Annotated in this window: 19 protein-coding genes; 14 read left to right on the top strand and 5 right to left on the bottom strand. The window is 70.3% G+C overall.

The annotated features are described in order from the left end of the window. The first annotated feature begins 5 nt into the window (after positions 1-5). From FXF51_RS04705 to FXF51_RS04665, 9 genes are all read left to right on the top strand, one after another. Entirely contained in the window at positions 6-704 is a 699-nt protein-coding gene (locus FXF51_RS04705; protein ID WP_148432978.1) for a helix-turn-helix transcriptional regulator, read from the top strand. Beyond that, the gene (sufB, locus tag FXF51_RS04700; RefSeq protein ID WP_148432977.1) at positions 701-2,113 is read left to right on the top strand and encodes a Fe-S cluster assembly protein SufB; all 1,413 of its coding nucleotides are present in this window, start codon (positions 701-703) and stop codon (positions 2,111-2,113) included. The genes FXF51_RS04705 and sufB overlap by 4 nt, the downstream gene beginning before the upstream one ends. Then, positions 2,113-3,234: a Fe-S cluster assembly protein SufD gene (gene sufD / locus FXF51_RS04695; protein WP_148432976.1), complete on the top strand. Its 1,122-nt coding sequence runs from the start codon at positions 2,113-2,115 to the stop codon at positions 3,232-3,234. Before sufB ends, sufD begins: the two co-directional genes overlap by 1 nt. Beyond that, positions 3,231-3,557 carry a non-heme iron oxygenase ferredoxin subunit gene (locus FXF51_RS04690; RefSeq protein WP_148432975.1) on the top strand — a complete coding sequence of 109 codons (327 nt, stop codon included), beginning with the start codon at positions 3,231-3,233 and terminating at the stop codon, positions 3,555-3,557. Before sufD ends, FXF51_RS04690 begins: the two co-directional genes overlap by 4 nt. A gap of 4 nt (positions 3,558-3,561) precedes the next feature. Next, a complete protein-coding gene (gene sufC, locus FXF51_RS04685) occupies positions 3,562-4,308 on the top strand; it encodes a Fe-S cluster assembly ATPase SufC (RefSeq protein WP_148432974.1) in 747 nt (248 codons plus the stop codon). After that, positions 4,305-5,588, top strand: coding sequence for a cysteine desulfurase (locus FXF51_RS04680; RefSeq protein ID WP_148432973.1), 1,284 nt, complete (start codon positions 4,305-4,307; stop codon positions 5,586-5,588). The genes sufC and FXF51_RS04680 overlap by 4 nt, the downstream gene beginning before the upstream one ends. Before the next feature lie 2 nt (positions 5,589-5,590). Further along, positions 5,591-6,031 carry a Fe-S cluster assembly sulfur transfer protein SufU gene (gene sufU / locus FXF51_RS04675; RefSeq protein ID WP_148432972.1) on the top strand — a complete coding sequence of 147 codons (441 nt, stop codon included), beginning with the start codon at positions 5,591-5,593 and terminating at the stop codon, positions 6,029-6,031. After that, positions 6,028-6,387, top strand: coding sequence for a metal-sulfur cluster assembly factor (locus FXF51_RS04670; RefSeq protein ID WP_148432971.1), 360 nt, complete (start codon positions 6,028-6,030; stop codon positions 6,385-6,387). The genes sufU and FXF51_RS04670 overlap by 4 nt, the downstream gene beginning before the upstream one ends. Positions 6,388-6,699: 312 nt before the next feature. Further along, on the top strand, positions 6,700-8,586 hold the full coding sequence (locus tag FXF51_RS04665; RefSeq protein ID WP_148432970.1) for a DEAD/DEAH box helicase: 1,887 nt from the start codon (positions 6,700-6,702) through the stop codon (positions 8,584-8,586). Between the two features lie 73 nt (positions 8,587-8,659). Here the strand turns inward: FXF51_RS04665 and FXF51_RS04660 are convergent, their stop codons facing one another. From FXF51_RS04660 to FXF51_RS04650, 3 genes are read right to left on the bottom strand one after another with little or no spacing between them, the layout of a single operon-like run. Beyond that, a complete protein-coding gene (locus FXF51_RS04660) occupies positions 8,660-9,598 on the bottom strand; it encodes a carbohydrate ABC transporter permease (protein WP_148432969.1) in 939 nt (312 codons plus the stop codon). After that, a complete protein-coding gene (locus FXF51_RS04655; protein ID WP_148432968.1) occupies positions 9,598-10,506 on the bottom strand; it encodes a carbohydrate ABC transporter permease in 909 nt (302 codons plus the stop codon). The genes FXF51_RS04660 and FXF51_RS04655 overlap by 1 nt, the downstream gene beginning before the upstream one ends. 14 nt (positions 10,507-10,520) lie before the next feature. After that, complete coding sequence (locus tag FXF51_RS04650) at positions 10,521-11,780, bottom strand: extracellular solute-binding protein (RefSeq protein ID WP_148432967.1); 1,260 nt, start codon at positions 11,778-11,780, stop codon at positions 10,521-10,523. Between the two features lie 196 nt (positions 11,781-11,976). Between FXF51_RS04650 and FXF51_RS04645 the strand changes: the two genes are divergently transcribed. The 5 genes from FXF51_RS04645 (at position 11,977) to FXF51_RS04625 (ending at position 15,708) form a co-directional block, all read left to right on the top strand. After that, the gene (locus FXF51_RS04645) at positions 11,977-12,939 is read left to right on the top strand and encodes an acetylxylan esterase (protein WP_148432966.1); all 963 of its coding nucleotides are present in this window, start codon (positions 11,977-11,979) and stop codon (positions 12,937-12,939) included. A 112-nt stretch (positions 12,940-13,051) separates the two neighbouring features. Next, positions 13,052-13,315, top strand: a complete 264-nt coding sequence (locus FXF51_RS04640) for a phosphoribosyl-ATP diphosphatase (RefSeq protein ID WP_043628104.1) — start codon at positions 13,052-13,054, stop codon at positions 13,313-13,315. Between the two features lie 63 nt (positions 13,316-13,378). Continuing rightward, the gene (hisG, locus tag FXF51_RS04635) at positions 13,379-14,224 is read left to right on the top strand and encodes an ATP phosphoribosyltransferase (RefSeq protein WP_148432965.1); all 846 of its coding nucleotides are present in this window, start codon (positions 13,379-13,381) and stop codon (positions 14,222-14,224) included. A gap of 85 nt (positions 14,225-14,309) precedes the next feature. Further along, positions 14,310-14,852, top strand: coding sequence for a carbonic anhydrase (locus tag FXF51_RS04630; protein WP_148432964.1), 543 nt, complete (start codon positions 14,310-14,312; stop codon positions 14,850-14,852). 70 nt (positions 14,853-14,922) lie between these two features. Beyond that, positions 14,923-15,708 carry an ABC transporter ATP-binding protein gene (locus tag FXF51_RS04625; protein ID WP_148432963.1) on the top strand — a complete coding sequence of 262 codons (786 nt, stop codon included), beginning with the start codon at positions 14,923-14,925 and terminating at the stop codon, positions 15,706-15,708. Here FXF51_RS04625 and FXF51_RS04620 read toward each other — a convergent pair. Continuing rightward, complete coding sequence (locus tag FXF51_RS04620; protein WP_148432962.1) at positions 15,702-16,487, bottom strand: endonuclease/exonuclease/phosphatase family protein; 786 nt, start codon at positions 16,485-16,487, stop codon at positions 15,702-15,704. The two genes, FXF51_RS04625 and FXF51_RS04620, sit on opposite strands and share 7 nt — an antisense overlap. Beyond that, complete coding sequence (locus tag FXF51_RS04615) at positions 16,484-17,782, bottom strand: aminotransferase class V-fold PLP-dependent enzyme (RefSeq protein ID WP_148432961.1); 1,299 nt, start codon at positions 17,780-17,782, stop codon at positions 16,484-16,486. The genes FXF51_RS04620 and FXF51_RS04615 overlap by 4 nt, the downstream gene beginning before the upstream one ends. Between the last annotated feature and the right edge of the window lie 99 nt (positions 17,783-17,881).

The raw sequence follows: 17,881 nt of genomic DNA, 5'->3' as shown, positions 1-17,881 counted from the left end.
AAAACATGCCCACGATGGAGCCCGGTGGTGAGCGCGGCACCCGCGCCCGCGTCGCCAGGCTGATTCTTGAGCATGGTCCCGTCGCGGCCGCGGCACTCGGCGAGCGGCTCGGGCTCACGCCCGCCGCCGTCCGGCGTCACCTCGACGCGCTGCTGGCCGACGGGATGATCGAGCCTCGTACGGTACGCCCGCGCGGACAGCGCGGGCGCGGGCGGCCCGCCAAGCTGTTCGCGATCACCGACGCGGGGCGCAGTGCTTTCGAGCACGCCTACGACGACCTGGCCGGGAGCGCGCTGCGTTTCCTGGCCGAGCGTATGGGGCGAGAAGCCGTGGCAGACTTCGCCCGCGAGCAGGTGGCCAGCCTGCTCAGGCGGCTGGAGCCCGTCATGGCGACGGTGCCCGCGGACCAGCGCGTGCAGGTGCTGGCGCAGGCGCTGTCGGCAGAGGGGTATGCCGCCTCGGCCAGCAAGGCCAAGTCGGGCGGCGACCAGCTCTGCCAGCACCACTGCCCGGTGGCGCACGCGGCCGCGGAGTTCCCGCAGCTGTGTGAGGCCGAGACGGAGGCGTTCGCGCAGCTGCTCGGCACCCCGGTGCAGCGCCTGGCCACGATCGCCCACGGCGACGGGGTGTGCACGACGCACGTGTCCCCGCAGTCATTGGCCGATTCCGCACATAGAGACAAGAGCAAGGAGACCGGAAGGTGACTGTCACCGACCGCCCGGAGCTGGAAGGCCTCGGGAATTACAAGTTCGGCTGGGCCGACCCGGATGCCGCGGGCGCGGCGGCCAAGCGCGGCCTGTCCGAGGAGGTCGTCCGCAACATCTCCGCGCTCAAGAACGAGCCGGAGTGGATGCTCGACCTTCGCCTGAAGGGCCTCCGCCTGTTCCACAAGAAGCCGCTGCCCACCTGGGGCTCCGACCTCACCGGCATCGACTTCGACAACATCAAGTACTTCGTGCGCTCCACCGAGAAGCAGGCCGCTTCCTGGGACGAGCTGCCCGCCGACATCAAGAACACCTACGACAAGCTCGGCATCCCCGAGGCGGAGAAGCAGCGCCTCATCGCCGGTGTCGCGGCCCAGTACGAGTCCGAGGTCGTCTATCACAAGATCCGTGAGGACCTCGAGGAGAAGGGTGTCATCTTCGTCGACACCGACACGGGCCTGAAGGAGCACGAGGAGCTCTTCAAGGAGTACTTCGGCTCGGTGATCCCGGTGGGCGACAACAAGTTCGCCGCGCTCAACACCGCCGTGTGGTCCGGTGGCTCGTTCATCTACGTGCCGCCGAACGTCGAGGTCGAGATCCCGCTGCAGGCCTACTTCCGGATCAACACCGAGAACATGGGCCAGTTCGAGCGGACCCTGATCATCGTCGACGAGAACAGCTACGTGCACTACGTCGAGGGCTGTACCGCGCCGATCTACTCCTCCGACTCGCTGCACAGCGCGGTCGTCGAGATCATCGTGAAGAAGAACGCCCGCTGCCGTTACACGACCATCCAGAACTGGTCGAACAACGTCTACAACTTGGTGACCAAGCGCGCCGTCGCCTACGAGGGCGCCACCATGGAGTGGATCGACGGCAACATCGGCTCCAAGGTCACGATGAAGTACCCGGCCGTCTACCTGATGGGCGAGCACGCCAAGGGCGAGACGCTGAGCGTCGCGTTCGCGGGCGAGGGCCAGCACCAGGACGCCGGCTCCAAGATGGTGCACCTGGCGCCCAACACCAGCTCCAGCGTCATCTCCAAGTCGGTGGCGCGCGGCGGCGGCCGCACCTCCTACCGCGGTCTCGTGCAGATCGAGGAGGGCGCCCACGGCAGCGCCAGCACCGTCAAGTGCGACGCCCTGCTGGTCGACCAGATCAGCCGCTCCGACACCTACCCGTACGTCGACGTCCGCGAGGACGACGTCTCGATGGGCCACGAGGCCACGGTCTCCAAGGTCAGCGAGGACCAGCTGTTCTACCTCATGAGCCGCGGGCTCGACGAGGACGAGGCGATGGCGATGATCGTGCGCGGCTTCGTGGAGCCGATCGCGCGTGAGCTGCCCATGGAGTACGCGCTCGAGCTGAACCGGCTGATCGAGCTGCAGATGGAAGGAGCCGTCGGCTGATGGGCCTGAACGAGAAGCCCCTGTCGACCCTGCACGAGAAGGCGTCCTACGAGCTGGGCGACTTCGAGGTCCCGACCGGGCGCGAGGAGGCGTGGCGCTTCACGCCGCTGTCCCGCCTCAAGGGCCTGCACAACGGCAAGGCCGACGCGGTCGGCCACGTCCGCGTGGACGTGGACGCCGCCCCCGAGGTCACCGTCGAGACGGTCGGCCGCGACGACGCCCGCGTGGGCAAGTCGTTCATGCCGACCGACCGGGTGAGCGCCCAGGCCTGGAACAGCTTCGAGAAGGCCACCGTGATCACGGTGCCGCGCGAGGCCGTCACCTCCAAGCCGACCGTGCTGACGCTGACGGGCGAGGGCGACGGCGCGACCTACGGCCACATCGTGGTCAAGGTCGAGCCGATGGCCGAGGCCGTGCTCGTGCTCGACCACAAGGGCAGCGCCGTCTACGCCGACAACATCGAGTTCGTCGTCGGCGACGGGGCCAACCTCAAGGTCGTCAGCCTCCAGGACTGGGAGGACGACGCGGTCCACGTCTCCCACCACCACGCGCAGCTCGCCAAGGACGCCACCTTCCGCAGCTTCGTGGTGACGCTCGGCGGCGACCTGGTACGCCTGTCGCCCAGTGTCACCTACACCGCGCCGGGCGGCGACGCCGACATGTCGGGTGTCTACTTCGTCGACGCCGGGCAGCACCTGGAGCACCGCCTGCTGGTCGACCACTCGCAGCCCAACTGCAAGAGCAACGTCGACTACCGCGGCGCCCTCCAGGGCGAGGCGGCGCACGCCGTCTGGATCGGCGACGTGATCATCAGGGTCGAGGCCGAGGGCACCGACACCTACGAGCTCAACCGCAACCTCATCCTCACCGACGGCGCCCGCGCCGACTCGGTGCCCAACCTGGAGATCCTCACCGGCGAGGTCGCGGGAGCGGGGCACGCCTCCGCCTCCGGCCGCCTCGACGACGAGCACATCTTCTACCTCCAGGCCCGCGGCATCCCCTACGACGAGGCGCGCCGCCTGGTCGTCCGGGGCTTCCTCGGCCAGCTCGTGGAGAAGATCCAGATCGAGGAGATCCGCGAGCGCGTCATGGCCGCGCTGGAAGCGGAACTGAGCCGATGAGCACGTTCGAGAAGGTGTGCAAGGTCGAGGACATCCCCGACGGGGGCGTCATCGGCGTCGAGGTCGGCGCGGAGGAGACGCCCGTGGCGCTCATCCGCAAGGGCCAGGAGGTGCACGCCCTGCACGACGTCTGCTCGCACGCCGAGGTCAAGCTCAGCGAGGGCGAGGTGTACGACGGCACCCTGGAGTGCTGGCTGCACGGCTCGTGCTTCGACATCAACACCGGCAAGCCCACCGGGCCGCCCGCCACCCAACCCGTGAACGTCTACACAGTGAAGATCGACGGCGATGACGTCCTCGTCTCGCTCTCGAAGGAGTCCTAAGCACATGTCCACCCTTGAGATCCGTGACCTCCAGGTCGCCGTCGAGGACAAGGAAATCCTGCGCGGCGTCAACCTGACCGTGAAGGCCGGGCAGACCCACGCCATCATGGGCCCCAACGGCTCGGGCAAGTCGACGCTCGCCTACGCCATCGCCGGTCACCCCAAATACACGATCACCGGCGGCCAGGTGCTGCTCGACGGCGTGGACCTGCTTGAGCTGTCCGTCGACGAGCGCGCCCGCGCCGGCCTGTTCCTGGCCATGCAGTACCCGGTCGAGGTCCCCGGCGTCTCGGTGTCCAACTTCCTGCGCTCGGCCGTCACCGCCGTCCGCGGCGAGGCGCCGAAGCTGCGCGAGTTCGCCAAGGACCTCAAGAGCGGCATGGACGCCCTGTCCATCGACCCCGCCTTCGCCCAGCGCAACCTGAACGAGGGTTTCTCCGGCGGCGAGAAGAAGCGCCACGAGATCCTCCAGATGGAGCTGCTCAAGCCGAAGATCGCGGTGCTCGACGAGACCGACTCCGGCCTCGACGTCGACGCGCTGCGCGTGGTGTCGGAGGGCATCAACCGCTTCCGCGCCTCGGGTGAGACCGGCGTGCTGCTGATCACCCACTACACCCGCATCCTGCGGTACGTGAAGCCGGACTTCGTGCACGTCTTCGCCGCCGGCCGGATCGTCGAGGAGGGCGGCCCCGAACTGGCCGACAAGCTCGAGGCCGAGGGCTACGAGCAGTACACGAAGGCATCTGCATGACTTCGAACAGCTTCGATGTGGAGAAGATCAGGAAGGACTTCCCGGTCTTCTCCCGCGAGCTGCCCGACGGGCGACCGCTCGTCTATCTCGACTCGGGCAACTCCTCACAGAAGCCCAACCAGGTCATCGAGACCATGCGGGAGCACCTGGCGCTGCACTACAGCAACGTCGGGCGCGCCATGCACGTGCTCGGGGCCGAGTCGACCGACGCCTACGAGGGCGCCCGCGACAAGATCGCGGGCTTCGTCGGGGCGCCGTCGCGCGACGAGGTGATCTTCACCAAGAACGCCTCGGAGGCCCTCAACCTGCTCGCCTACTCCTTCGGGCGTAACACATGGCGCGCCTCCGGCACGACCGATGCCAACACTGACCCGCGCTTCACCCTCGGCCCCGGTGACGAGATCGTCATCACCGAGATGGAGCACCACTCCAACATCGTGCCGTGGCAGCTGCTCGCGCAGCGCACCGGCGCGAGCCTGAAGTGGTTCGGCGTCACCGACGAGGGGCGGCTCGACTACGACCCCGCCCTGATCACCGAGCGGACGAAGATCGTCTCGGTCGCCCACCAGTCGAACGTGCTCGGCACGGTCAACCCGGTGGCCGCGATCGCCGCGCGGGCGCACGAGGTCGGGGCGCTCGTCGCGCTCGACGCCTCCCAGTCCGTGCCGCACCACCCGGTGAACGTGACCGAGCTGGGCGCCGACTTCGTGGCCTTCACCGGCCACAAGATGGTCGGCCCCTCGGGCATCGGCGTGCTGTGGGGGCGGGCCGAGCTGCTGGAGGCCATGCCCCCGTTCCTGGGCGGCGGCGAGATGATCGAGGCGGTCTGGATGGACCGCTCGACCTACGCGCCGATCCCGCACAAGTTCGAGGCGGGCACGCCGCCGATCGTCGAGGCCATCGGGCTCGGCGCGGCGGTCGACTACCTCACCGGCATCGGTCTCGACGCCGTCGAGGCGTACGAGCGGGAGCTGACGGCGTACGCGCTGGAGGCTCTGCGCGAGGTGCCCACGCTGCGCTTCATCGGCCCCGATACGCTGGAGCAGCGCGGAGCGACGGTGTCCTTCACGCTGGAGGGCATCCACCCGCACGACGTCGGGCAGATCCTGGACGACCAGTTCGGCGTGGCCGTCCGCGTCGGGCACCACTGCGCGCGCCCGCTGCACCTGCGGTTCGGAATACCCGCGACCACGCGGGCGTCGTTCTACCTGTACAACACCACGGGCGAGATCGATGCCCTGGTCCGCGGCCTCCATCACGTTCAGAAGGTGTTCGCATAGCCATGATCGGCGAGTCGATGTACCAGGAGCTGATCCTGGAACACTACAAGCACCCGCAGGGGCGGGGGCTGCGCGAGCCGTACGACGCCGAGGTTCACCACGTGAACCCGACGTGCGGCGACGAGATCACGCTCAGGGTCAAGGTGGGCGACGCCGGCAAGATCCTGGACGTGTCCTACGAGGGCCAGGGCTGTTCGATCAGCCAGGCCGCCGCCTCGGTGCTGCACGAGCTGACCACCGGCTCCACGGTGGACGAGACGCTCTCGGTCGTCGACGAGTTCACCCGGCTGATGCAGGGCAGGGGGCAGGTCGAGGCCGACGAGGAGGTCCTCGGCGACGCGGTCGCGTTCGCGGGCGTGGCCAAGTTCCCCGCGCGCGTTAAATGCGCGTTGCTTTCGTGGATGGCCTACAAGGACGCTGTTGTGAGGAGTGCTGGGCAATGAGCAAGCCGACGGAGACGCCGACCGGCTTCGATGGTGACACGACCGTCGAGGAGGTCATGGAGGCGCTCAAGGACGTCGTGGACCCCGAGCTCGGCATCAACGTCGTGGACCTGGGCCTGATCTACGGGCTCAACCTCGACGCGGCCGACGGCGGGCAGCCCGTGTGCACCATCGACATGACGCTGACCAGCGCGGCCTGCCCGCTGACCGACGTGATCGAGGACCAGGCGCACTCGGCGCTCGACGGCATGGTCTCCGACGTCAAGATCAACTGGGTCTGGCTGCCGCCGTGGGGCCCTGACAAGATCACCGACGAGGGGCGCGAGCAGCTCCGTATGCTAGGCTTCAACGTCTGATCTTTCTGCTGTCACCCCTGGCGGTAAAACGTCAGGGGTTTCAGCGTGCCTTGCGTTTTCGCAAGGTCCGCCACGCATAGCCGGGGAATATCCGATAACATCCCCGGCGTTGAGTGACAGGTACACCTGACGTCTCATCACGCGTATCGCATCGCCTGCGGCCGATGCCCTGGGTGTCCCCCTCATCTTCACCCCGCCCCCATGACGGCGGGTGCCCTTGAACCTCGTGCGGCCTCTGGGGCCGCACGCCCTGGCTCGTCCTTTCGCAGAAGTGACGCGCCACTTCGACGGAAAGGCACGACTTTCGTGACCATGCTTGACGCTGTCATGCCCGAGCTCGGCGACACCTCCGCTGCCGTGGACAACACGGTGGAGGCCCCCGTGGCCGAGCCCGGCCCGTCCGAGTTCGAGCTGCTCGGCCTGCCGAAGCCGCTCGTGAACGGGCTGGCCAAGCTGGGCTTCGACAGCCCGTTCCCCATCCAGAGCGCGACGATCCCCGACGTGCTCGCAGGCAACGACGTGCTCGGCCGCGGCCAGACCGGCTCCGGCAAGACGCTCGCGTTCGGCCTGCCCACCATGGCGCGCATCGCCGGTGTGAAGCCCGCGCCCGGCCGCCCCCACGCGATGATCCTCGTGCCCACCCGTGAGCTGGCCCTCCAGGTGCACGACGCCCTCGAGCCCCTCGGGCGCGGCCTCGGCCTGCGCATGAAGGTCGTCGTCGGCGGCATGTCCATGGGCAAGCAGATCGAGGCGCTGCGGCGCGGCGTGGACGTCGTCATCGCCACCCCGGGCCGCCTCGGCGACCTGATCAGGCAGGGCGAGTGCTCACTGGGCGACGTCGAGGTGAGCGTGCTCGACGAGGCCGACCACATGTGCGACCTCGGCTTCTTCCCCGTCGTCACCGACCTGCTCGCGCAGACCCCGGCCGACGGTCAGCGGCTGCTGTTCTCCGCCACCCTCGACGGCGACGTCGACAAGCTGGTGCAGCGCTTCCTGAAGGACCCGATCACGCACTCCGTGGCCCCGGCGACCTCGCCGGTCGACACCATGGAGCACCACGTGATCCAGGTCACCCGCGACGACAAGTTCGACGTGACGGCCGAGATCGCCAACCGCGAGGGCCGCACCATCATCTTCGTCCGCACCCAGCACGGCGTGGACCGGCTGTGCAAGCAGCTCGCCCGCGTCGGCGTCAAGTCCGGCGGCCTGCACGGCGGCAAGCGCCAGAACCAGCGCACCCGCATCCTGTCGGAGTTCCGCGAGGGCTCCGTCAACGTGCTGGTCTGCACGGACGTCGCGGCGCGCGGCATCCACGTCGACAACATCAGCCTGGTGCTGCACGTCGACCCGCCGCAGGACCACAAGAGCTACCTGCACAGGGGCGGCCGCACCGCCCGCGCCGGCGAGAAGGGCACGGTCGTCACGCTGGTGCTGCCGAACGAGCGCCGCTCGACCGACGCGCTCACCCGCCGCGCCGGCATTCACCCGTTCCGCCTGAAGGCCACGCCAGGCCACCCCAGGGTCGCCGAGGTGACCGGGGCCCGCACGCCGAGCGGCGAGGCCATCCCCGTGTGGGAGCCGGACGTCCGCAAGCCGCTGCGGCCCCGCCGTGACAACGGCACGTCCGAGCGCCGTGGCCGCCGTGGCCGCCGCGACTTCGACGGCGAGCGCCGCCCGCGCCGCCACGAGGACGGTGAGCGTCCGTTCAACTCCGGTGACGACCGCCGCCCGCGCAGGCACGAGGACGGCGGGCGTCCCTTCGGCGGCGGCGACGACCGTCGTCCGCGCAGGCACGGCGAGGGCGAGCGGCCGTTCGGGCGCACGCAGGAGCCGCGCACGTTCGGCGACGACCGCCGGCGTGACGGCCAGGGACGCGGCGGCTACCGCTCCGACGACCGGCCGTTCCGCCAGGACGACCGCGGCGGCGACCGTGGCGGCGACCGTGTCGGCGATCGGGGCCCGCGCTACAACTCCGACCGTGGCCGCCCCTTCGCGGGCGACCGCGACCGGGGCTTCCGCTCCGACGACCGCCCGGCCCGTGACGGCTACCGCTCCGGTGACCGTCCCGCGCGTGACGGTTTCCGTTCCGGCGACCGCCCGGCCGCCCGTGACGGCTACCGCTCCGGCGCCGGCCGCTCCGACGAGCGCGGCAACGGCGGCGGCTTCCGCCGCAACTCCGGCCGCCGCTTCGAGCGCTGACCGGCCGTAACGCACTACCGGCTGTACCTGACTGCCCGCCGCACCCTTCCCGGTGCGGCGGGCAGCGCCGTTTTCAGCCCTTCAGCCCGCTCAGCGCGATGCCCCGGACGAAGTACCGCTGGAACATCAGGAAGAACACGATCGTCGGCACCGACGCGATCAACCCGCCCGCCATGATCGCCCCCTGATGATCCGGCCCCGCGTAGTACGAGTTCAGCCGCGCCAGCGCCACCGGCAGGTTGGCCATCTCGTCGCTCTGCACGATGATGAGCGGCCACAGGAAGTTGTTCCACTCCCCGAGCACGATGAAGATCGACATCGCGGCGAGCGCCGGCCGCAGCAGCGGCAGCACGATCCGCCACCAGATGCGCCACTCCCCGGCCCCGTCCACCCTGGCCGCGTGAATCAGCTCGTCCGGCAGCGACTGCAGGAACTGCACCAGGAAGAACAGCACGAACGCCTTGGCCAGCGCCGGCATGATGTAGCCGGCGTAGCTGTCCAGCCACCCCAGGTTCCGCATGATCACGTAGTTGGGGATGAGCGTGGTCTGCCACGGCACCATCATCGAGGCGACGACCAGCAGGAAGATGACCCTGCGGCCCTTGATGTCGTGCTTGGCGATCACGTACGCGGCCAGCGAGCAGATCAGCAGCGCCCCGACGGTGATGACGCTGGTGATGAACAGGCTGTTGAACAGGAACCGCCAGAACCCGAAGTCCACCTGGAACCGCTGGAAGATGCCCTGCAGATGGCCCGGGTTGACGCGCTCGGCCGACCATTCCACGTCGTGGAAGTTGGCGAAGGTGGGCGACTGCGGCACGAACGACGGCGGCGTCCTGGCCAGCTCGGCCGGCGGCTTGAACACCGTGATGAGCAGCCAGTAGAACGGCACCACCATGGTCAGCGACAGCAGGTAGAACGGCAGGCGCAGCAGATGCCCGCCGGCCCGCGACCGGCCGGGGGCCGCCGGAACCGCGCGGGCCGCCGGGGCGGCGGAGGCCGCGGTGGCCATCACAGCTCCTTCATCGCGCGGCCCAGGCGCAGGTTGACGAGGCTGAGCACGAAGATGACCAGGAAGAGCACCCAGGCGATGGCCGAGGCGTAGCCCAGCTTGAAGTGGGTGAACCCCTGGTCGTACAGGTAGGGGACGATCATCAGGCCGGAGTCGAGCACGCCGCCGACGCTGTTGGTGCCGCGGAAGACGATGTAGACCGCCTCGAACACCTGGAAGGCGCCGATCAGCCCGGTCACCACCACGTACGTGGTGACGGGCCGCAGCAGCGGCAGCGTGATGTGCAGCAGCCGCCGCCAGGCCGAGGCGCCGTCGATCTCGGCCGCCTCGTAGTACTCCTGGGGGATCGAGCCGAGCCCGGCGACGTACAGCACCATGCCGTAACCCATGCCGCCCCACACCGCCATCAGCACCAGGATCGGGATGGTCAGCCCCGGCGTGGCCAGCCAGGCGACGGCCGTGCCGCCGAACCAGCGCACGATCGTGTTGGCCAGGCCCACGTCACTGGGGAACAGCACCCACTTCCACATGAGCATGAGCGCGATGGAGGAGGTGACGGAGGGCAGGAAGAAGATGGTGCGCATGATGCGGTGCGTCCAGCTCGGGCCGCCGAACGCCAGCGCGAGGCCGAGCGACAGCAGGGTGCCGATGAGGACGGACGCGACCACGTACACGCTGGTGTTGCTCAGCGCGTGCAGGAAGCGGGTGTCCTCCGCGAGCCGCCGGAAGTTCTCCAGGCCGGTGAAGGCGGCCGGGTTGATGCCGTCGAACGTGGTGAAGCTCAGGTAGAGCGAGTTGGCCAGCGGCCAGATCAGGAACGCCGCGAACAGCGCGAGAAAGGGCAGCAGCATCGCGTACGAGGTGCCGTAGCGGCGCAGCCTGCTGCGCAGCGGGACGGGGTTCGCCATGTGGGGGCTCCTCCTCAGCCGGCGTTGCGCTCCATCACCTTGGCGGCCTCGGCCAGCGCGGTCTTGACGTCCGCCTTGCCGAGGATGGCCGACTGCAGTTGCTTGGAGACGTCCGGGGCGCTCTCGTCCCAGCCGGGGCAGCCGGGCGCGGCCTTGCCCGTGCTGAACGCCTGCTCGAACACGCGGGCCTGGTCCGGCGTGAACGACGAGGAGTCCACCACCTTGTCGGGGCGCGGCGGGATGTAGGGCAGGTTCCGCTTCCTGGCCTCGTCCACGATCGCCGCGATGGCCTCGTCGCTGTACATGAACTTCACGAAGTCCGCGCCCGTCTGCGCGTGCTTGCTGAAGGACGTCACGCCGATCGCGCGCCCGCCGATGAACGTGGTCGGCCCGGCCGGGCCCGCGGGCAGCGTGGTCATCGCCCACTTGCCCTTCAGCTTCGGCTTGTTGACGTCGATGCCCTTGGCGATCCAGTTGCCGCCCACCACCAGCGCGGTGCCGGTGTCGAGCGCGTCGGAGGCCTCCACGCTGGCGGTCGGCGCGCCGTGCTCGCGGTAGAGGTCCACCCAGTACGCCAGCGCCTGCTCGGCCTGCGGGGTGCCGAGCGAGGGCTTGCACTCGGGCGTGTAGAAGGTGCCGCCCGCCTGGTAGAGGTAGTTGAAGTAGCCGATCCAGTCGAGGTTGCCCCAGTCCTGGCTGTACGGCTTGGCCACCCCGGCCGCCTTCAGCTCGCCGATGGCCGCGGTCAGCTCCTCCCACGTCTTCGGCGGGCCGTCGAGACCGGCCTTGTCCAGCAGGTCGGTGCGGTAGTAGAGGGCGAGCGTGGACATGTCCAGCGGCACGCCGTACACCGAGCCGTCAGGGGAGACGGCCGACTCCCACTGCGCGGGCTGGGCCTGCGCCTTGAGCGACTCCAGACCGTGCTTGCGCAGGTCCACCATGGCGCCCCTGGCGCCGAACTGGATGGTCCAGGTCATGCCGCCGGAGATGACGTCGGGGCCGCTGCGGCTGGTGGCCGCCGCCAGGAGCTTGGCGTAGGCGTCGTCCCACGACAGGGTCTGCACCTTGACCGTCACGTTGGGGTGCTGCTGGTGGTAGAGGTCGGCCGCCTTCTGGAAGATCGCCGTCTCGTCGTCGCCGCCGGTGGACCAGAAGGACAGGGTCGCGGGGGCGTCACTGTTCGCCTGCTGGGTCTGGGGCTGACCGCTCGTGGCGCAGGCCGCGCTCACGAGCGCGAGCAGGACCGTGGTGCATGCCGCCGTCGTACGTCGCATGGGGAGCCATCCGATCTCTCGCCGCCTAATGTGCGGAATCTCATCACTTAAACGGGTAAGTGACAACTCTGAGTCATGTAAGTTTCATCGGAGTGTGAGCGGCGCGGCGCTGGCCTGTCGAGATGCGCTTTTGGCACGATGCATGGCCTGCTGGGGGTGGCTTTCCCGGTTCAGGGCCTGCGGGTAGGGTGGCGCGATGTTCGTCGACATGCCCCTGCCGCGACTGCGCGAGTACCTGCCCGATCGGGACGAGCCCGCCGACTTCGACGCCTTCTGGGAGCGGACGCTCGCCGAGGCCCGCGCCCACGACCTCGCCCCCGCGTTCGTCCCCGTCCCGACCGGCCTGACCGTGGCCGACGTGTTCGACGTGACGTTCGCCGGCTTCGGCGGCCACCCCATCAAGGGCTGGCTGCTGCTGCCGCGCCACACCACGGGGCCGGTGCCGTGCGTGGTGGAGTACCAGGGGTACGGCGGCGGGCGCGGGCTGCCGATCGACTGGCTGCTGTGGCCGAGCTTCGGGTACGCCGTGTTCGCCATGGACAGCCGCGGCCAGGGCGCGGGCGGGTGGCGGCGCGGCGACACCGCCGATCCGTACCCCGGCACGGGGCCGCAGACGCCGGGCGTGATGACCAGCGGCATCCACGACCCCGACGCCTACTACTACCGGCGGCTCTACACCGACGCCGTGCGCGCGGTCGAGGCCGCCAGGGCGCATCCGGGCATCGGCGCGGTCGCGGTCGGCGGGGCGAGCCAGGGCGGGGCGATCGCGCTGGCCGTGTCGGCGCTGGTGCCCGATCTGGCGTGCGCGCTGCTGGACGTGCCGTTCATGTGCCACATCAGGCACGCCACGCAGATCACGCCCGAGTACCCGTATGCCGAGCTGGCCGCCTACTGCCGGGCGTTCAAGGATCAGGTGGAGCGGGTCTTCGCGACGCTGGCCTACTTCGACGGGGTCAACTTCGCGGCCAGGGCGCGCACGCCCGCGCTGTTCTCCGCCGGGCTGCAGGACGGGATCACGCCGCCGTCCACGGTGTTCGCCGCCTACAACCACTACGCGGGGGAGAAGGACATCAGGGTGTACCCGTACAACGGGCACGAGGGCGGGGAGTCCGCGCACGCCATGGAGCGGGTGGCCAGGGCGAAGAAGGCGCTGGGGTGAACAGCGGGATGAACAGCGGGTGGCGCCGTCTCGCGTGGCGGACGCGGGGCGGCGTCACCCCGTGACGCAGACTAGGCTTAACAGGCACGTCATCCGACCGACGAGAGAGATCATGAAGACCTTCGAAGAGCTGTTCGCCGAGCTGTCAGAGAAGGCCCGTACCCGGCCCGCGGGCTCGGGCACCGTGGCCGCGCTCGACGCCGGCGTCCATGCCATCGGCAAGAAGGTCGTCGAGGAGGCCGCCGAGAGCTGGATGGCCGCCGAGTACGAGTCAGACGACAGGGCCGCCGAGGAGATCTCGCAGCTCCTCTACCACGTGCAGGTGCTGATGATCGCCAAGGGCATCGGCCTCGACCAGGTCTACAAGCATCTCTAGGGCGCCGCGGTGCGCCCGCCACCAGAGATAGCGGAAGGCACACACACGTAAGGACCTACGGACATGCTGCGTCTGGCAGTACCCAACAAGGGCTCGCTCAGCGAGGCCGCCCAGGACATGCTGAAGGAGGCCGGTTACCGGTCCCGCAGGGACAGCAAGGAGCTCGTCGTCGTCGACGAGGCGAACGGCTGGGAGCTGTTCTTCCTGCGCCCCCGCGACATCGCCGTCTACGTCGGTGAGGGCACCCTCGACGTCGGCATCACCGGCCGCGACATGCTGATCGACTCCGGCGCGCCGGTCGAGGAGATCATGCCGCTCGGCTTCGGCGCCTCCACCTTCCGGCTGGCCGCCGCGGCCGGCACGATGTCCTGCGCGCAGGACCTCAACGGCAGGCGCATCGCCACCTCCTACGCGGGCCTGCTCGACAAGTACCTCTCCGACCAGGGCGTGGACGCCCGGGTGATCAAGCTCGACGGCGCCGTCGAGACGGCCATCAGGCTGGGCGTGGCCGACGCCGTGGCCGACGTCGTCGAGACCGGCACCACGCTGCGCAACGTCGGCCTGGAGGTGTTCGGCGACCCGATCATGAAGTCGGAGGCCGTGCTGATCAAGCGGCACAGCGCGCCCGACACCCCGGGGGTCGGCCAGCTCATCCGCCGCTTCCAGGGCGTCGTGCAGGCCCGCGACTACGTCATGATGGACTACGACATCCGCGCCGAGCGCATCGAGGAGGCCATCGCGCTGACGCCCGGCATGGAGGGGCCCACGGTCTCGCCGCTGCACCGCGAGGGCTGGGTCGCCGTGCGCGCCATGGTCCGGCGCAAGGGCCACCAGCAGGTGATGGATCAGCTCTGGGACATCGGCGCAAGGGCCATCCTGGTCACCGACATCTACGCCTGCCGCCTGTGACTTCTGCCCGCTAGGCCACCGGCCCGGCGGGCATACCGGAACCGTGCGTAACGAAGCGGTCGCTTGGCGTGGTTCCGCCAGGCACATGTGGTCCTTACTCGAACAGGGCAACCGGCGCTGGGCGGCGGGCAAGTCCGCCCACCCGCACCAGGACCCGCGACGCCGGAGACAGGTCGCCTCCGGGCAGCAGCCCCGGGCGGTCGTGCTCTCGTGCATCGACTCCCGGGTGCCGCCCGAGGTCGTCTTCGACGTCGGCCTCGGCGATCTGCTGGTCGTCCGTACCGCCGCCCACACCCTCGACTCCCTCGTCACGGCAGCCGTCCAGTACGGCCCGCAGGACCTGCGGGCCAGCCTCGTTGTCGTCCTCGGGCACCAGCGCTGCGGCGCGGTCACGGCGGCCGCGCGGGCCTTACGCAGGCGCCTCACCCTGCCCGGCGAGCTGCCCGCGATCGTCGAGGCGCTCGAACCCGCCTACACCACCTCCAACGGCCGCGTCGAACCCATGGTCCACGCCCACATCCAGCGGACCGTCACCTGCCTGAGAGCCGACTCCCTCCTGTACGGCAGCGCCACCGTCATCGGCGCCTACTACAGCCTCGACACGGGGCTGGTGAGCCGCGTGATCTGACAAATGTCACCGCCAGAAGCGGAAGGAACGCACTGCCGCCGGCCCGCGGGCCCGGCCTAACGTTCCTGGCATGACCGGCATCGTGTTCGACCACGTCAGCAAGCACTACGGGGACGTGCTCGCCGTGGACGACCTCTCACTCACCATCGAGCCCGGCACCACCGTGGCCCTGCTCGGGCCCAACGGCGCGGGCAAGTCGACCTCCATCAACCTCCTGCTCGGCCTGCTGCGGCCCAGCCGGGGCACGATCGCCGTCCACGGCCGTGCCCCGGCCAGGGCCGTCGCGGCCGGCGAGATGGGCGCCATGCTGCAGGACGGCGCGCTCATCCCCGAGCTGACCGTCAAGGAGACCGTGGACCTCGTCCGGAAGCTCTACCCCGGCCCGCTCGCCCTGGACGAGATCCTCTCCCTGGCCGACCTGACCGAGATCGCCGGGCGGCGCGCGAACAAGCTGTCCGGCGGGCAGACGCAGCGCGTCAGGTTCGCCCTGGCCGTCGCGGGCGCGCCGCGCGTCCTGCTGCTCGACGAGCCGACCGCGGCCATGGACGTGGAGTCCAGGCTGCGCTTCTGGGCCGCCATGCACGACTACGCGGCCGGCGGCAGGACCGTGCTGTTCGCCACCCACTACCTGGAGGAGGCCGACGAGCACTCCGACCGGGTGATCGTCATCGCCAGGGGACGGCTGGCCGCCGACGGCACCGCCGCCCAGATCAAGGCCGACGCCGGCGGCCACACCGTCAGCTTCACGCTGGGCGCCCAGCCCTCGGCCGCGCTCGACCGGCGCACGCCCGCAACCGCATCGAGGCGGTGCGGCGGGCCAGGGCACAGGGCTGGGTGTAGGCGTCAGCGTCAGTAGCGCAGCTCGGCCAGTACCCCGTAGTGGTCGGAGCCGGGCTCGGGGCCGTCGCCGACCACCTCGCAGCGCGTCGGATGCCCCGCGCCGCCCGCCCTCGGCCAGGCGCTCAGCACGTAGTCGAAGCGCCGGTCGGGGTAGAGGCCGGGCCGCGCGTACGGGTTGGCGTCGCTCCAGGTGTGACCGGGACCGCCGTCGCCGGCGACCTCCCACGCGTCGTAGAAGACCAGCCCCGGCACCGGAGTCGCGGCGCGCCCGGTCAGCATCCGCATCTCGTCGCTGTCGGGCGGCGCGTTGAAGTCGCCGCACACCAGCGTCGGATGCCTGCGGGAGGCCACCTCACCGACGAACGCGGCCAGCGCCCGCACCTGCTCCTGCCGTGCCTGCGAGTCGCCCAGCCGGTAGGCCCCGATCATCACGCTGAACACCTGTAACGGCCCGTGCGGCCCGTCCAGCTCGCAGAACTGCGCCCGGCCGGGCAGCACCCCGCCCGGCTCGCCCTCGGGCGGCCCGCCCGGCAGCAGGCGATCCGCCTGCCGCGCGATCGGCCAGCGCGACAACACGGCGACCGGCGCCGCCGCGGTGACGGCCGCCACGTGCTCGTAGCCGAAGCTCTGACCGGCCCACTCCTGTAACGCCACCACGTCGGGCGTCAGGTCGCGCACCACCTTCTCGACGCGCGGCGCCCGCTCGGCGTACGGGCCGAGCTCGCCCCACACGTTCCAGGTCAGCACGCGCACGCCGGTTCCGATCAGCGGCCCGTACGGCTCCGCCCAGTTCATCTCAGCCCCTCCACCGCCTTGATCGCCGCATCCACCTGCTCGGGGCCCGTCACGATACTCGTGCCGAACCGCAGCAGCGAGGGGTTGTACGGCGTCACGCTCGCGACCACCTTGCGCTCGTGCAGCCGCCGCACCGCCTCGAACGGCTCCATCCCGGCCACCGAGCAGCACACCAGCCCCGCCGACAACTCGGGCGCCTGCGGCGTGGCCAGCGTGATGTGCGGGATCCCGGCCAGGCCCGCCTTCAGCCGGGTGGCCAGCTCCTGGGTGCGCGCCCGCACCCGGTCCTTGCCGATCGCCGTCATGAACGCGAACGCCTGCGGCATCGCCCACCGGTGCTCGAACGCCTTGTACCCGCCGGGCGTGACCAGCTCGGCCGTCGTGGCGCCGGGTGAGCCGCCGCCCTGCCAGGCGGTGAAGGCGGCCTGGCTGAAGCTCGGCACGATCGGGGCCACCGCGTCCCAGGCGCGGCCCCACACGATGCCGGTGCCGCGCGGCCCGAACAGCCACTTGTGGGTGCCGCTGGCCAGGAAGTCACAGCCCAGGTCGGCGACGCCGTCGTCCATCGCGCCGAACCCGTGCACGCCGTCCACGCACAGCAGCGCCCTGTCGTGTTCCGCGCGGCCCTTGTTCGCCTCGGCCAGCATGCCGGCGATGGCGCGGATCGGCACGCGCACGCCGGTGCTGGAGTGCACCCAGGTGACCGCCACGACGCGGGTGCGCGGGCCGAGCCCCTCCTTGATCGCCGACACCATGCGGTCCGCCGAGGCGCGGGCCGGGTCGTCGTACAGGCGGACCCTGCGCACCTTCGCGCCCGTGCGCGCGGCCAGCAGGCGCAGACCCTCGTGGGTGGCCAGGAAGTCGTGCTCGGTGGTCAGCACGTCCTGGCCGGGGCGCAGGACGAGGCCGGAGTAGAGCAGCGCCAGGCCCATCGTGGTGCTGTCGGTCAGCGCGATCCCGCCCGGGTCCGTTCTCAGGTAGCGGGCGGCGGCCTCGCGCACGGCCCCGTCGGGGGAGCCGTCCGGGGAGCCGCCGCCGGGCGGTGTGTACTCCGGGTCGGCGTCCAGCCCGTCGCGGTGCGTCCTGATCGCCTCGCGCACCTGCGCCGGGGCGGGGGCCAGCACGAACGCGGCGAACTGGCCGTACGCCGGGTCGAGCGCGAACTGGGAGCGCACCGACGCCCAGTCGGCCGGATCGAAGCTCCGTGGCGGAGCGGACGGCGGGGACGGTTCGGCGGTGCACGCCGACGCCCCGGCAAGCAGCCCCGCACCGAGCAGGGTCCGTCTGTTCAGCATGCCTGCTTCCTACCCGCATGCGTCGGCCATGCTTGCTTCCTGCCCGCATGCGTCAGCCATGCTTGCTTCCTGCCCGCATGCGTCAGCGATGCCTGCTTC

The organism is Nonomuraea sp. PA05, assembly GCF_008086045.1.
Lineage (GTDB): Bacteria > Actinomycetota > Actinomycetes > Streptosporangiales > Streptosporangiaceae > Nonomuraea > Nonomuraea monospora.
This window is presented reverse-complemented; position numbering and strand designations above follow the sequence as displayed.